Origin of the sequence: Veillonella atypica KON (assembly GCF_002959915.1) — a bacterium.
In the GTDB taxonomy this organism is placed as follows: Bacteria; Bacillota; Negativicutes; order Veillonellales; family Veillonellaceae; genus Veillonella; species Veillonella atypica.
In genome coordinates this window covers 51,986-67,117 of the sequence record NZ_PPDE01000010.1, presented here as the reverse complement: position 1 = coordinate 67,117, position 15,132 = coordinate 51,986, and the positions used below count along the sequence as shown (strand labels likewise).

Annotated in this window: 13 protein-coding genes; all 13 read left to right on the top strand. The window is 39.6% G+C overall.

Going from position 1 to position 15,132, the window contains the following annotated elements; translation table 11 throughout:
- Nucleotides 1–43: 43 nt before the first annotated feature.
- The 13 genes from VAHSUH02_RS08905 (at nt 44) to hutW (ending at nt 14,960) form a co-directional block, all read left to right on the top strand.
- Nucleotides 44–1,513, top strand: a complete 1,470-nt coding sequence (locus VAHSUH02_RS08905) for a [FeFe] hydrogenase, group A (RefSeq protein WP_005382858.1) — start codon at nt 44–46, stop codon at nt 1,511–1,513.
- A gap of 100 nt (nt 1,514–1,613) precedes the next feature.
- The gene (locus VAHSUH02_RS09665) at nt 1,614–1,796 is read left to right on the top strand and encodes a hypothetical protein (protein ID WP_005382859.1); all 183 of its coding nucleotides are present in this window, start codon (nt 1,614–1,616) and stop codon (nt 1,794–1,796) included.
- A gap of 203 nt (nt 1,797–1,999) precedes the next feature.
- Entirely contained in the window at nt 2,000–2,455 is a 456-nt protein-coding gene (locus VAHSUH02_RS08900) for a PTS sugar transporter subunit IIA (protein ID WP_005381934.1), read from the top strand.
- A 15-nt stretch (nt 2,456–2,470) separates the two neighbouring features.
- Nucleotides 2,471–2,746, top strand: coding sequence for a PTS sugar transporter subunit IIB (locus tag VAHSUH02_RS08895; RefSeq protein WP_005381928.1), 276 nt, complete (start codon nt 2,471–2,473; stop codon nt 2,744–2,746).
- A gap of 21 nt (nt 2,747–2,767) precedes the next feature.
- Nucleotides 2,768–4,135 (top strand): PTS ascorbate transporter subunit IIC, encoded by a 1,368-nt coding sequence (locus VAHSUH02_RS08890; RefSeq protein ID WP_005378638.1) that lies wholly within the window; start codon nt 2,768–2,770, stop codon nt 4,133–4,135.
- Entirely contained in the window at nt 4,135–4,530 is a 396-nt protein-coding gene (locus VAHSUH02_RS08885; RefSeq protein ID WP_005382862.1) for a YbaN family protein, read from the top strand. The genes VAHSUH02_RS08890 and VAHSUH02_RS08885 overlap by 1 nt, the downstream gene beginning before the upstream one ends.
- A gap of 211 nt (nt 4,531–4,741) precedes the next feature.
- Nucleotides 4,742–5,632: a helix-turn-helix domain-containing protein gene (locus tag VAHSUH02_RS08880; RefSeq protein ID WP_005382863.1), complete on the top strand. Its 891-nt coding sequence runs from the start codon at nt 4,742–4,744 to the stop codon at nt 5,630–5,632.
- A gap of 199 nt (nt 5,633–5,831) precedes the next feature.
- Entirely contained in the window at nt 5,832–10,892 is a 5,061-nt protein-coding gene (locus tag VAHSUH02_RS08875) for a TonB-dependent receptor plug domain-containing protein (protein WP_005382864.1), read from the top strand.
- 36 nt (nt 10,893–10,928) lie between these two features.
- Nucleotides 10,929–11,546, top strand: a complete 618-nt coding sequence (locus tag VAHSUH02_RS08870; protein ID WP_005382865.1) for a MotA/TolQ/ExbB proton channel family protein — start codon at nt 10,929–10,931, stop codon at nt 11,544–11,546.
- Between the two features lie 2 nt (nt 11,547–11,548).
- Complete coding sequence (locus VAHSUH02_RS08865; protein ID WP_005381857.1) at nt 11,549–11,956, top strand: ExbD/TolR family protein; 408 nt, start codon at nt 11,549–11,551, stop codon at nt 11,954–11,956.
- A gap of 2 nt (nt 11,957–11,958) precedes the next feature.
- Nucleotides 11,959–12,756 (top strand): energy transducer TonB, encoded by a 798-nt coding sequence (locus tag VAHSUH02_RS08860; RefSeq protein ID WP_005382867.1) that lies wholly within the window; start codon nt 11,959–11,961, stop codon nt 12,754–12,756.
- A 25-nt stretch (nt 12,757–12,781) separates the two neighbouring features.
- Nucleotides 12,782–13,300, top strand: coding sequence for a flavodoxin family protein (locus VAHSUH02_RS08855; RefSeq protein WP_005382868.1), 519 nt, complete (start codon nt 12,782–12,784; stop codon nt 13,298–13,300).
- Nucleotides 13,301–13,319: 19 nt separating this feature from the next.
- The gene (gene hutW / locus VAHSUH02_RS08850) at nt 13,320–14,960 is read left to right on the top strand and encodes a heme anaerobic degradation radical SAM methyltransferase ChuW/HutW (protein ID WP_005382869.1); all 1,641 of its coding nucleotides are present in this window, start codon (nt 13,320–13,322) and stop codon (nt 14,958–14,960) included.
- Nucleotides 14,961–15,132 lie beyond the last annotated feature (172 nt).

Below are 15,132 nucleotides of genomic sequence, written 5' to 3'. Positions count from 1 at the left end.
TTCATCGATTAACGATAACAACGTTACCTAAGTAGGAGGAAACATGAGTAAGTACCAATTTTTAGATCGTCGTGTACCAATTGAAGACGGCAATATTGCATTAGTACAAGATTTATCCAAATGTAAAAACTGCTCCTTATGTCGTAAAGCTTGTGCTGTAGACATGGGCGTATTTGATTATTATGATTTAACAACTAATGGGGATCATCCAATTTGTATTCATTGCGGTCAATGTGCATCTATTTGTCCATTCGATTCCATCAATGAACGTTCTGAAATTGATGAAGTAAAAGCAGCTATTGCTGACCCTAATAAAATTGTCGTTTTCCAAACTGCACCTGCTGTACGTGTTGGCTTAGGTGAAGAGTTTGGCCTTGATGCAGGTACATTCGTAGAAGGTAAAATGGTAGCTGCTCTTCGTAAATTGGGTGGCGACTATATTTTAGATACAAACTTTGGTGCTGACATGACTATCATGGAGGAAGCATCTGAGTTGTTGGAACGCGTTATCAATAGTGATTCCGTATTGCCTCAATTCACATCTTGCTGCCCTGCTTGGGTTAAGTTTGCTGAAACATTCTACCCAGAATTCTTGCCAAACTTGTCTACTGCTAAGAGTCCAATTGCAATGCAAGCGCCTACACAAAAAACATATTTTGCTGAAAAAATGGGCCTTGACGCAAAACAAATCGTTGCTGTTGCAGTAACACCTTGTACAGCTAAGAAATTCGAAATTCGTCGTGACGAAATGAATTCCTCTGCTGAATACTGGGATGTACCAGAAATGCGCGATACAGACTACTGTATTACTACACGTGAACTTGCAAAATGGTTACGTGCAGAAGAAATCAACTTTGATGAATTAGAAGATTCTGCATTTGATCCATTGATGGGTGAAGCATCTGGTGGTGGTATCATCTTCGGTAATACTGGTGGCGTTATGGAAGCGGCTATGCGTGCGGCTTACAAACTAGCAACTGGTGAAGATGCACCTCAAACATTGATCCCATTCGAAGCAATTCGTGGTATGGACGGTGCTCGTGAAGCAGATGTTGTGATTGGTGATAAAACATTACATGTAGCGGCTGTTCATGGTACTGGCAACTTGCGTAAATTCATTGAACGCATGCGCGCAGAAAACATCCATTACGATTTCATCGAAGTTATGGCTTGCCGCGGCGGCTGTATCGGTGGTGGTGGTCAACCACGCGTTAAATTACCAATGGCTGATAAGGCTCGTGAAGCTCGTATTGCGTCCTTGTATACTCGTGATGCAGAGGTACAAGTGAAAGCGGCTTGTGATAATCCAGATATCCAAAAATTATATGCTGAATTCTTTGATGGCAAACCTATGAGCCACAAAGCACATCATATGTTGCATACTACATTTGTAAACCGCTCTGAAGATTTAGGTCCTAATGGTGCATGTACACCTGCTACATGTCCAACGTCTGTACCTAATTTGAAAAAAGCAGCAGAAGCTGCAAAAGCGGCTGCAGAAGCAAATAATTAATTGTTTATAAATTTGAATAAAAATCTTGAAAAACCGCATAAAATAGCATATACTAATTATTGTGAGAGACAATAATATAATGGTCCTTAGAGAGAGGTATATGTTAATGACATGGGGCGGACAGAGAGAAGGTTCTGGTCGTAGACCTCGTATGTACAAACGCGAATGTCGCTCGTTCCGTTTGACAGACGAGGAATATCAAATCCTGAAACCATTAGTAGAGGCTATTAGAACGCGTACAGATGCATCTAATAAGCAACACTTAGAGTACTTGAATAACTAAATATTGACATGGTATATGTATATAAAATATCTTTTTTGTACTCTTCCAATAATAGCAACTCTTATACATGCCATGTGAATAATCGAAAGTTAGACCCTTTTGGGGTCTAACTTTTTTTGTAAATAAATACATAAGGTATAGGAATTTTAACTATACCTAGTTATAATATGAGTATACAAGTTGTGAGTATAGGAGGTGTTAGCTTGTTACAAGATTTATTATCAGAGGATAATGTATCGTTTCATTATCCTGCTGAGACATGGGAAGATGTAATTCGTCACGGTGGTCAGCTCATGGTCGATGCTGGCTTTACAGAACCTACATACACAGAGGCTATGATTGATGTAGTTCGTGACATGGGGCCGTACATCGTATTGGCACCGGGTCTTGCTATGCCTCATGCGCGTCCAGAGATGGGGGCTAAGCAAGTAGGTACGGCTCTGGTAACGTTAGAAAAGCCTATCGATTTTGGTAGCCCAGAAAATGATCCTGTATCAGTAGCGGTATTTTTATGTGCACCGAATAAGGAAGAACACATTCAATTGCTTACAGATATTGCGACGCTCTTTGAAGATGAAGAATTTCTTGATGCAGCGGTAAATTTTGAAAGTATTGAAGATGTACAAGCTTTTTTATCGGAACATCTTGATGAAGCGTAATTTTGGAGGTAAACAATGATTTCCATTTTAACTGTATGTGGTAATGGCATCGGTTCTAGTTTGATGCTAAAAATGAAAATTGAAGAAATTTGTGCTGAAAATAATATCGAAGCGCAAGTAGAATCAATCGATTTTAATGCGGCTCAAGGTCGCAAGGCCGATTTAATTGTTACTGTAAAGGAATTAGCAGAACAATTTGAAGACAAGGATGTAGCTATTGTACGTAGTTATATTAATAAAAAGAAAATTAAAGAAGATATTTTGGAACGATTACAACAAATCGCTAAGTAATTCATAGAGGGAGATAATTCTATGGAAATGATATTAGAATTCTTACGAGATGTATTGAGTCAGCCAGCGTTGTTGATTGGTATTATGTCCTGCGTTGGTTTAATCGCTTTGAAACGACCATTTCATAAGATTATGACTGGTACGTTAAAGCCAATTCTCGGTTATTTAATGCTTGCTGCTGGTGCTGGTGTTATCGTTAGCAATCTTGATCCACTTGGAAAAATGATTGAACACGGATTCCATATTACCGGTGTTGTACCAAATAATGAAGCTATCGTCGCGGTAGCACAAAAGGTGCTTGGTGTTGAAACAATGTCTATCCTCGTTGTAGGATTATTGATGAACTTATTAATTGCTCGTTTCACCAAATTTAAGTATGTATTCCTTACAGGTCACCACAGTTTATTTATGGCTTGCTTAATGTCTGCCGTGCTTGGTACTGCAGGTTTATCCGGTATTGAATTGATTCTTGTAGGTGGCTTCTTAATGGGCGCTTGGTCCGCTATTTCTCCAGCTATCGGTCAAAGCTATACTTCTAAAGTTACCGATGGCGATGAAATCGCATTGGGCCACTTTGGTAGTTTAGGTTACTATCTATCTGCATGGGTAGCAAAATACGTAGGTAAGGCAGAGGAAAGCACAGAAGATATTGAAATTCCTGAAAAATGGGGCTTCTTACGTGACTCCACATTATCTACTGCCTTGACTATGATCGTATTTTATTTGATTGCCGCTATTGCCGCGGGCTCTGAATTCGTAGCAACTCTATCCGGCTCTATGAGTCCATACTTATTTGCTGTTATGAGCGCTATGAACTTTGCCGTAGGCGTAGCTATCGTATATTCTGGCGTTCGTATGATCTTGGGTGATTTGATTCCAGCATTCCAAGGTATCGCTACAAAAATCATTCCTAATGCAATTCCAGCGGTAGACTGTGCCGTATTCTTTACCTATGCGCCAACAGCCGTTGTATTAGGCTTTATTAGCTCCTTTATCGGCGGTATCATCGGTATGCTTATTCTAGGTGCTGTAGGTGGCGTACTCATCATTCCTGGCCTTGTACCTCACTTCTTCTGCGGTGCAACAGCAGGTATCTATGGTAATGCTACCGGTGGTCGCCGTGGTGCAGCTGTAGGCGCATTCCTTAATGGTTTGGCTATCACATTCTTGCCAGCACTAGCATTGCCAGTTCTTGGCCAATTAGGTTTCCAAAACACAACATTTGGTGATGCAGACTTTGCTGTAATGGGCCTCGTATTAGGTAATGCCTTCGAATGGATTGGCATGGCTGGTATTTATGGCGTTGTTGTTATTGCAGCCCTTGTTCTTATTATTCCTAACTTCATTAAAACAAAAGGGAAAGTTATTAATTACGTAGAAGAGGAGTAATGAAAACAACTGAGCAACATAGTAATATAATAATTCGATATATATTCTTGACCATTGGCGCTATAAGCTTTTGCCTTGGTACAGCAGGTATCGTATTACCAATATTGCCAACAGTTCCTTTTTATGTGCTTACTTTATTTTGTTTAGCTCGTGGATCTGAACGCTTTCATAGAATGTTTTTGGAGTCCCAATTATATAAAAAGACAGTTGGTGCGTATGAACGTGATAAAGCATTGACGTTGCGGGCAAAGTTGTCCATTTTAGCTTCTGTAACTACAATTATGCTAATAGGTGCTTATTTTTCTAGGAATATTCCTATAGCCCTTATCATCATGGCAGTCGTATGGATTGCTCATGTTATAGCATTATTATTTGTAGTTAAAACAAAAAAATAGCTAGCTATATACTAGATCCCTCGTATTAGAGAATACTTTAATACGAGGGACTTTTTTCGTATTAGAGGATTCCATTATATAGAGTAAATGAATATATTACTTGTATTTTAATAAAAATCACATGAATTATTACAAAATTGAATTTGACAATTAATCTCAAAATGCTTACTATTAATGTATTGTTTATAATATTTATATATATGGTGATACTATGAATCCACATGCTCATATGGAATTACAATCGGGAGTATGCATGGCTAGACATACCGTATTTGACGGTATTGATTTGCTATTCCTTGATGTAAAGCGTGAAACGATTCAATTTTTCGCCAAATCTCATACAAAGACCTTCGCAATTAATCATTGTGAAGAGGGACGTATTGAATGCAAGTTTGCATCTGGAGAATACTTGTATATGGGACCAGGAGATATGTCGTTAGGATGGCATATCCGGGCCGATTATCAACATGAAAATTACTTCCCTACAAAATCGTTTAAGGGAATTGTTCTATTAGTAGATGTAGTACGAGCACAGCATGTATTAGATACCTTGGTAGCTGATACACCAATTGATTTGACTGCCATAGCCAATCGATTTTGTGAAAATACAGACTTTGGTATGATGATGGAGGAAACAGAGTCGGTTCGCCAAATTTTTTCCAGTTTATATAATGTGCCAGATCCCATTAGAGCTCATTATTTTAAACTAAAGATTGTAGAAATATTTTTATTATTGTCTGTAATCTCTACAGAATCCCATGAAAAACGAGGTAGCTACCGAAAGCAACAGGTAGACATTGTAAAAGCAGTAGGTAAATATTTGTCTAAGAATTTCGTCAAACGTATAACCATTGATGATCTATCCCGTGATTTTGATGTTCCTGCATCAACCTTAAAACGTTGCTTTAAGGGCGTATATGGTGTGACAATTCATCAATTCATCAAAGAGTGCCGTCTTAATGAAGCAAAACGTTTACTACATGAAACGGATGAATCCATCTTACAAATTGCCAATGCCGTAGGTTATGAAAACGGTAGTAAATTTACAAGTACCTTTAAGGACTTTGTCGGTATGACACCGAGTGATTATCGTAGAGTATAATTACATATTGTTTAACTGTATCTAATAAAAGTATCAAAATCGTATAATTTTGGTCTTTTCGGAGTAGATATACATAATACACTTTGCTAACATATTAAATGTAAATGATTTTCAATGTCATTGTTGTTAGTAAAGTGTATTTTTTATTACTAATTTTAATGATGCATATAGTTGAGTGAGATTATAAGAGGAGGAAACAATGAATCGGTGGAGCCGTACAAAGCGCTATTTAGTCCTATCTAGTGCGGTTGCATTATGGCTAAATGCACCCCTCGTCGTTTTAGCGGATAATGCAGCTGTTACGACAGATGTAGTTCATGTACAAGGCACATGGGCAGAGGAAGAAGCAAAATTAAATCCACAGCAAGTGCAAATCATTACCAAAAAAGAGATTGAGAAGAAGCAGGCGAAGTCCGTCGAAGATATTATATTTACCCAAACGGGTGTATCTAGAACCGTTGATGCCATGGGACGTGTCGGTGTATCCATTCGCGGTGCAGAGGCTCGTCATACATTGATTCTTGTAGATGGTCAGCCAGTATTGGGGGATTTTGATAAGTATTCTGGTGCCGCGGACGAAGTGCAACGGCTAGGGGCTGAAAACGTAGAACGTATCGAGGTTATTCAAGGTGCAGCGAGTGCTAAATATGGTTCCGATGCGGTGGGTGGTGTTGTTAACATCATCACGAAGAAGGCTCTTAAGAAACCAACATTACAGGTAAATGCCGAAGGAATGCGTCGTAAGAGTGATGGCGATTTATTCCCATTCCAAAACTTTTATATCCGAGCTGATTCGGGGCAGATGGGTAAATTAAAGGTTGGCTTATCTGGTAGTAAACGCGATTTAATGCCTGTCCTTGCATCGGTTAAACGCCGTGCATCGGGGATGGGCTTTGACTATGCGAAGCATAACTTTAAACCCAATGTACTGCGCTACTATGGTGATGCATCTGATATTGGTCTGGTAGCAACGTATGAAGCGAATAAGAACAATAAATTTGAAATGCGTTTAAATCGATATACGGAAGACCTTGTACGGGATATTAAACATTCTGATTCCGATTTAGAGCCACAACAACATTTCAAACGGACTGCAGGCCGTAATACGATTAACCTTTCATGGAATGCTAGAGCCGGTAAAAGCGATTGGACCGTAGAAACAAACTACTCCCGCATTAAAGAAGACGACGTAGCGCTTATCAATTATACGGGACGATCCTCTTATGAAGGCTCTAATGAGTTACGGTATATCGATAATATCGACCATCGTCAATTAGATGTTCGACTCAATGCGAATACGCAGCTTAATAATAAGCATCGTCTTAGTTATGGTGTTAGCTATGCTCGTGAAGAAGGATCTGGCAGCCGTCTAAAGAGTTCCCCTAATACGAGTACCATGTATATCGACCCTTGGGCGTATGATAAGAGCTTACTTGTCGATAAGCTAGATCGTCTTGTGCGTAAAAAAGGGGATAACAGTGTTAAGGTTTATTCCCATATTCATGACTATAAATTTATAAACTCTAGTAGCGGTATGCCGCAATGGGATATGGATTATGAATATTATGGTGCTGAAACAGATGCTCAGAAACCGGGGATTACATACGATGATTATGTAAATTATGGTTTGTCTGAAGGGGCTATTAGCTCTTGGTCGAGCACATCGCCTAATAATCAACCTATATCCGATGACTTTAGAAATCGTTATAATGCATTAAAATCTCGATTAGAAGCAGAAAATCCGGATATGGCTAATACTCGTTCAAATATCGTAGGGGACTACTTTAAATATGGCGAGTCTAGTAATCCTGAAATGCGTAAAAAAGCGCCTAAACTAAATGGCAAGGCCTTCTTAGAAGAGTATCGCAATCGCGACCAACGCTTGACGACTGGTCAAGGTACAATTCGTAAGATGAATGCTTATATCTCCGATACTTGGCAAGTGAATAAAAACCTTACATTTGTTCCTATTATCCGACTAGATAATAGCAGTTTGTTTGGTTCTAATTTATCCGCGTCCATGGGGATGACCTATAATGTGAAAGGCAATCCTCATCGTCGATTTAAGGCTAATGTCGGCACCGGTTATACTGAACCTGGTATGGGCGAATTGTGGTATAACTGGGAAATGTATGCATCTAATCCGGTAGGTATTGGTGTTGCAAAACTCGGTTGGTATTGGGCGGGTAATCCAAATTTAAAACCTGAAAAATCGCTCAACATTGATATGAGCTTAGAAGGGGAAAATAAAAACACCTATGCTCGTGTTGGTGTATTCCATAACCGCATCAAAAACTATATGTCGGTTTATTTCACTGGTGAATTCCAAGATTTTGCACCATATTTGAAAGGTGACGCAAAATACCAACGCGCTCCGGATATGATTTATAGCTTTAAGAATATCGGTATGGCTGAAATCACAGGCCTTCAAGCGGAAGTACAACAAAAATTTGGTAAATATTGGTCTGGTAAATTAGGATATACCTATTTGCATGCTATTAATAAGAGCGATCCAACGATGCCTCGGCAATTATTGGATAAACCAGTGCACAAGGTAGATATTGGTGTAACCTATGACAATCCAAAAACTGGTTGGAATGGCTCCATTTGGGGTGATTACTATATCAATATGCTGGATAGTAACACATTGAACAATGGTGGTAATTACTGGCCAGATATTTTATCCGGTGATGCAGGTGTGTACAAAAAGCAAGTTTATCAAAAGAAAACATTTGGCATTTGGAACTTAATGGTTCAAAAACGATTCAACAAGAATGCCATGATGTACTTTGGTATTAACAATATCTTTAATCATCGTGATGATGACCGAGCAACGCAAGAACGTGTATATCGTATCGGCGTTAACCTCAAATTTGGCGGTGGTGATGCTAAGACTACGCCAATCGGAAAAGATAGTAATAAAGTCGCAAATGGCAGCGTAACTAATGGCGCATCCGGTAGTGAAGCGGGCGTACAAAATATATCCGAAGTTGTTAAATTAACTGACTTTATTCGTCCTGATTTTGATACAACCAAGGAACGTGGCATTGAGTTTATCGGCGATTATCGTGCGCGCTGGATGTCTCACGACGGCACCAATCGTCCGCAATCTCCATTCCGTTCTAATTCAGCCATCGGTTCTGCTAAGGCGAATATGTATGATTCTAATCGACATAGCTTTGAACAACGGATTCGCCTTGGTCTTGATGCTCGTCTTAACCCATTCACAAATCTATCCGTTATCGGTAGCATGACAGGTATGAGCGGTGTTGATACAAGTTGGACTAAATCTGAGTCGAAAGGTTTCAATCATCAACGTCTTGATACTGTTGATCTTACTAGACATGTTAAGAAATGGGATGTTTCTGTAGGTCGTTTAAACGAACCTATGGGTGCTAGTGGCTATTGGTTTGGTCAATCCTATGATGGGGTTCGCGGCGTATGGACTGGTAATGATACCCAAGTTCGCGTTGGTGTTGGTAGCTTTAAACATAGCACTGGTATTAGTGATTCTGCGTATACTCATGTGGTACATGAGGTGATTACTAGACCGCCAACAGCAGCAGAGTTAATTGGTATTAACCGCGATGAATATCCATATGATATCAATAATGCTACAAAAACAGGGTCTGATGGTGAAAGCAAATCCAGTGATGATGCACCAGCACCAGATAGCCCTTCAGGTATTTATGAATCTACCTATAAAGGTAAAGTAGATACAATTTACTTCTATCAACAGCTTAAGGATTTACAGGATGAGTATGAAGCGTATAAAGAATCATTAAACCTCAGCTGGAGTAATCCAAATCGGGATCAAGAGATTGAAAAGGTTAATAATAAATTAGCAGAAACTCAACAAAAGCAAGCACAAGTTATGGCACATTTACAAGATATTCTCACTAAAGCATATCCATCTGAAATGGCTGATAAGAAATTCTCCTTAGCTATTCCATCTGGTGGCTATACAATGTATGAAATCACTAATAAGAATACAGGTGAGAAACTCTATAAAACTGGAGAAATCATGTATAATGTGAATTCCTCTTTATACCCTGAATACCTAAAAGAAAAGGCTAAGGGGCTCATTGTTTCTACTGATAATAAAGATGCTTTAATAAATCCAAAAGCTTATATTGATCAACATGCTGCAGATATTAATCAATCTATTTCGGAAATCGCAAAATATAATGCCGCAGATAACTGGTCTAACTATAATAATAGCGAGTTAGATACTGTTTGGGTTAAACAACCAGATGGTACGTTTAAACAATCCTATGATTATTATGGACAACCATCTAGCGACTATGAATTTACTGGCTATTTAGGTGTAAAAACGTATAAATACGATAGTGGAGAATATGTATTTAGCGATTATGATGCTAAAGATGCCCTTTATAATAAGAACTTTACAATGTCCTATAATGATTGGGGTGAAGGTAGCTCCGATTATGGTTGGGGCATGACACCAGCAATGTACAACTATTTATATAATCTTGAAAAAGTTGTACACGATGCAGAGTCTGAAAATAAATTACCACGTGAAGCAATTGGTAAAATTATCGGTAATATTATTCAAACAGAAGGTGTAGTTCTTGAAAAAGATACAATTCCACCTATCGAAACGGCAGCGTTTGTTCAAGTGAAGAAACAAATTGGAGATCGTCTTGGCTTACAAGCATGGTACTTACGCTCCTTTAATGGTAGTAAACGTACATTCTTAAATGCTAATGGCAATGGTAATGATGAACAAAGCTTCTCCAATATAGCTAATGTATTTGGCATTGGTGCTAAATATCAAATCGGTGAAAGTGCAGTACTTACTGTAGATTATGGTCAAAATAGATCGAAATTTGGCCGCTACATGAATGGTAATACTGTATATGACCATGAACGTGGAACCGCAGACTTTACTGTAAAAGGTCACCAAATGGGCGGTACACCTCATTTCTGGATGGCTCGCCTCGATATTGGTCGTGCTGATATCGATATTCCTAAATCATGGAATGCGTTCATAGATTATAAATACTTCGCTCATGGCTCATTCCTCGGCGGTAATGGTACAGGTGCTGTACCGGATCGTTACCTCGATGGTATTCGCAGCTTTACATTCGGCGCTGGGTATGTACCGCGCAAGAATTTACTCCTTGAAGCATTCTATACATTCGATGCTAAGGGCACAAATAAACGAGATACTTTATATGGTAATGAAGGCTTTAAGTTAGGCGATTATGCAAGAATTCAAGGAACCTACCGGTTCTAATGTACAGTCTGTAAACAGACAGAAAGGTTTATTAGTATGGAAAATCTAAATTATGTCATTCACTTGTTTCATAGTGGCGGGTATGTAATGTATCCATTATTATTCTTGTCTCTTATGGTCATTGCTATCGCCGTAGAACGCACTTTCTACTATCGTAAATATGCAGGGAAAACCTATATAGTAACTCATGCGGTTAATGAGTATGCAAAATTACAAAAATGGGATGAAATTGAAAAGGTAATCAAAGAAAACCCATCCATCGCTAGCCGTATTGCTGAAGCTGGTTTGAAAAATGGTGCTACTGAAGAAGGCATGAAAACAGCATTCTCTGATCAAATGGGTGTCGATGCAGTAGGTTTTAGAAAATATATGGATTACTTAAGTGCAACCGTTACAATTTCCCCATTGTTGGGTCTACTTGGCACCGTAACAGGTATGATTGGTTCCTTTAGTATTCTCGATGCCGGTGCTGGTGCATCTGCCATTACTGGTGGTGTAGGGGAAGCCCTTATCGCAACGGCGACTGGCCTATGTGTAGCCATTATGGCCTTTATTGTGTATACATTCTTTAGCCATCGTTTGGACTCTATTATTAACCAAATTGAAAACATGTGTGTTAACATCATTACCGCAAAACGAGAAGGGTGGAAATAACTATGAATTTACAAAGTTTTCGTATGAAATCCAAGCCTGAATTCATGATTATCCCTATGATTGATATCATATTCTTCTTATTGGTGTTCTTCATGATGAATAGCTTACAAACAATTGCCCAAAAGGCTTTGTCTGTACAGTTGCCACAGGCTACAACCGCATCTGCACCAGCTCAATTACCGGTGGTGCTTACATTAGATGCAGAAGGTCATATAACGATTGATAATGTCCCAATGAGCATTGATGCAGCAGAAGCGATGGTAAAAGAACGAATTGCACAAAATCCGAATGCTAGCGTTATATTGCAAGCGGATAAACGCTCTGCTCATGGACAAGTAGTAGCAATTATGGACATGCTTAAACAAGCTGGTGTTAAACGCTTAGCTATTGCAGCAGAACAGAAAGGATAACTATGGGATTAGGCATATCATGGAAAAAAGCAGCCATAATATCCGCCGTAGTTCATCTAATCATTCTATTTATTGCCGTTATCTTTTTCGTAGTCGTTCCTGCTATTCAAGAGCAAGAAATCTATGAAGTCGATCTCACCCAAAGTGTGCTCGATGATGGCGGTAGTGGTCACGCTGGTGGTGGCGGCGGTGATAGGTCATCTCTATTCCCAAAACCATTGTCTGCAGATGAAGTGGCGGCAAGAACAAAGGCTGTAGTAGCGAATGTAGAACCATCTACAGCGACGGATATTCCTGATGCGGTAGATGTCCCAAGTAAGGGTAGTGAAAATACATCAAATGTATCTGGTGAAAGCGGTGGTGCCGGTAATGGTCCAGGATCTGGTGGCGGCGAAGGTGGCGGCCATGGTACTGGTACAGGAACGGGCGTTGGTGATGGACAGGGTGAAGGCGAAGGCTCTGGTACGGACAAGGGCTCTGGTGATGGTCATGGTCGAGCTCATGTCGCTTTTGATAAACAAGGCTTTTATAATGCTGTAAATAATCAGAAGGTGATTCCTCAACAATACATTCGTCAACATAAAGAAGTTCATGAAACAATTTACGTATTTGTACGTATTGATACAAATGGTAATGCCGTTGAACAATATGTGGAATCTGGCGATGATCCATTGTTGAGAGAAGAGGCTATGGCTGCGGTAAATCGTGCATTACCATATCAAAACCCAACAGATGACATTCAACCGGTAACTGTTCCGGTACGATTTGACCTATCCGAAGGTACAGATGACGATGATTAATCATACATAATGTAAGGAGATAAATATGGGTACTATTATTTTATATTCTTCCCTCACTGGGAATACAAAAAGCGTAGCGGAGGCGATGGCCTCTGTTATGCCTGAAGGTACACCTTGTGTACCGGTAAAAGAGGCACCGGCTAATCTAGGGGATTACGATACTGTATTTTTAGGTTTCTGGGTGGATCGTGGCACAGCTAATAAAGAAGCGGCTAAGTTGATTGAAACCCTTACAAATAAACATGTAGTATTCTTTGCTACACTAGGTATGTATGCCGATTCTGATCATGCTCGTGAAAGTATTGAAAAGGCATCTGCCTTATTGCCTAATAAAGAATCTCTTGTAGATGGTTTTGTATGCCAAGGTAAAATTGACCCTAAGGTTATTGAGATGATGTACAAAATGTTCCCACCAGGATCTGCTCATGGACAAAGTCCTGAACGTGATGCATTGCATAAGGCGGCAGAAACGCATCCTGATGAACAAGATTTTGCAAATGCGAAAGAATTTGCTAAATCTGTGCTTGCAAAGTTGCAAGGCTAATGAGTGAAAGGGGGAACGTATGAGTTTAGCGAGTTTTTTCGAATCGATTCCAGAAAAACAACGGAATCTGCAACTAGGATTGGCCTGTGATAATCCTATGAGTGGCGCCTTTCCTCATAAGCGCGTTGTTCACGCAGGCCTTAATGGGACTTTAATTTCACCTAAGGAATCACAATCTGTATGGGATACTGTAATGCGTGGTACTCCTAAGAGGGGGCAAATGCAGTGTGCTTATATTCACATTCCGTTTTGTAAAACGAAATGTACATACTGTGGTTTCTTTCAAAATGGTACAAGTCAAAGTATTGAAGACCAATATATTGATGGTCTTATTGGGGAACTTAAGCTGGCTAGTGAAAGTCCGCGCTTAAAGGATGGTCTTATCCACGCTGTATTCATTGGCGGTGGCACACCGACATCCTTATCTCCAACAAACTCTGAGCGCTTGTTAAAAGCGATTAAAGAATACTTACCACTAGCAAATGATTATGAGCTTACCCTAGAAGGTCGCATTCATGATTTGATTCCTGAAAATCTTGAAGTATGGATGGATAACGGCGTTAACCGTATGTCTATTGGCATCCAATCCTTTAATACTGAAGTGCGCCAAATGGTAGGTCGTTTGGATACAAAAGAAACCGTACTAGAACGGCTAGCGGCCCTAAAGGCCTATGGTCAATGCTCCGTTGTGATCGACTTGATTTACGGATTGCCTGGTCAAACAATGGATGTATGGGAACAAGACTTAGCCGATTTAGTAAGTTCTGGTGTAGATGGCGCCGACTTATATCAATTGAATGTATTCGATGGTAGTGACCTAAACCGCGATATTGCAAGTGGTAAGGTACCACCTGCGGCAACAACCGCTATGCAAGGGGATATGTTTGAATTTGGTCGTAAATACTTAGATGCCCGTGCGTACCGTAGATTAAGTGCTGCTCACTGGAGTGCTAATAATCGTGAACGTAGTTTATACAATATCTTAGCTAAAGCAGGTGTACCGATGTTCCCGTTTGGCAGTGGTGCCGGTGGCAATGTGGATGGTTATGGGATGATGTTACATCGTGCGCTTAAACCATATGAAGATATGGTAAGCCGTGGCGAAAAACCATTTATGGCACTTATGAAGCAAAGTGATTTACAACCATTTGTAAACCAAGTAGTAAGCCAATTGGAACAAGGCTACTTGGATATCAATACATTAGTGGCTATGGATTCTCGTTTAGATGAATTGAATTGGTTGTATAAACTATGGGAGAAACGAGGCCTAGTTTCGTATAATGGCTTATTGTATAAATTGACATCCGCTGGTGAATTCTGGACTGTAAATATTACGCAAAGTACATTGGAGGCTATGGAATATATTTTAACTGGTAAAAATTCCTTTGCCTTAGAATCCGTAGCGGCCCAAGATACGAAGACTACATCTAAAGAAAATCCTAACCAAGAGGTACGTGGTATTGGTCAAGGTAAGGCTAATATTTCCGTACCGACAGATGAAGATAGTGAAGTACAACGTAAAGAAGCTCTCATGGCAAAAGCGAAAGAGGAAATTGCCAAGAGTGGTGCCTCTGGTGAAGCGGCAAACCGCATGGTGCAAGCTATGGCGAATTTGAGCGCTGATGAAATTGAATACATGATGGAACGTATGATGTCCTAATTATCTCTAACAACCTCTCATATAAATAACTACAAACATTGACAGGTACGTTTTATCTTAGTATTAAAACCCTAGATTACGATCTATTCTTTAAACTGGACGATTCAGTTTAACGAGAATATATCGTGGCCTAGGGTTTACTTTTTATGTTTTGGAATGTATTCTGTACATA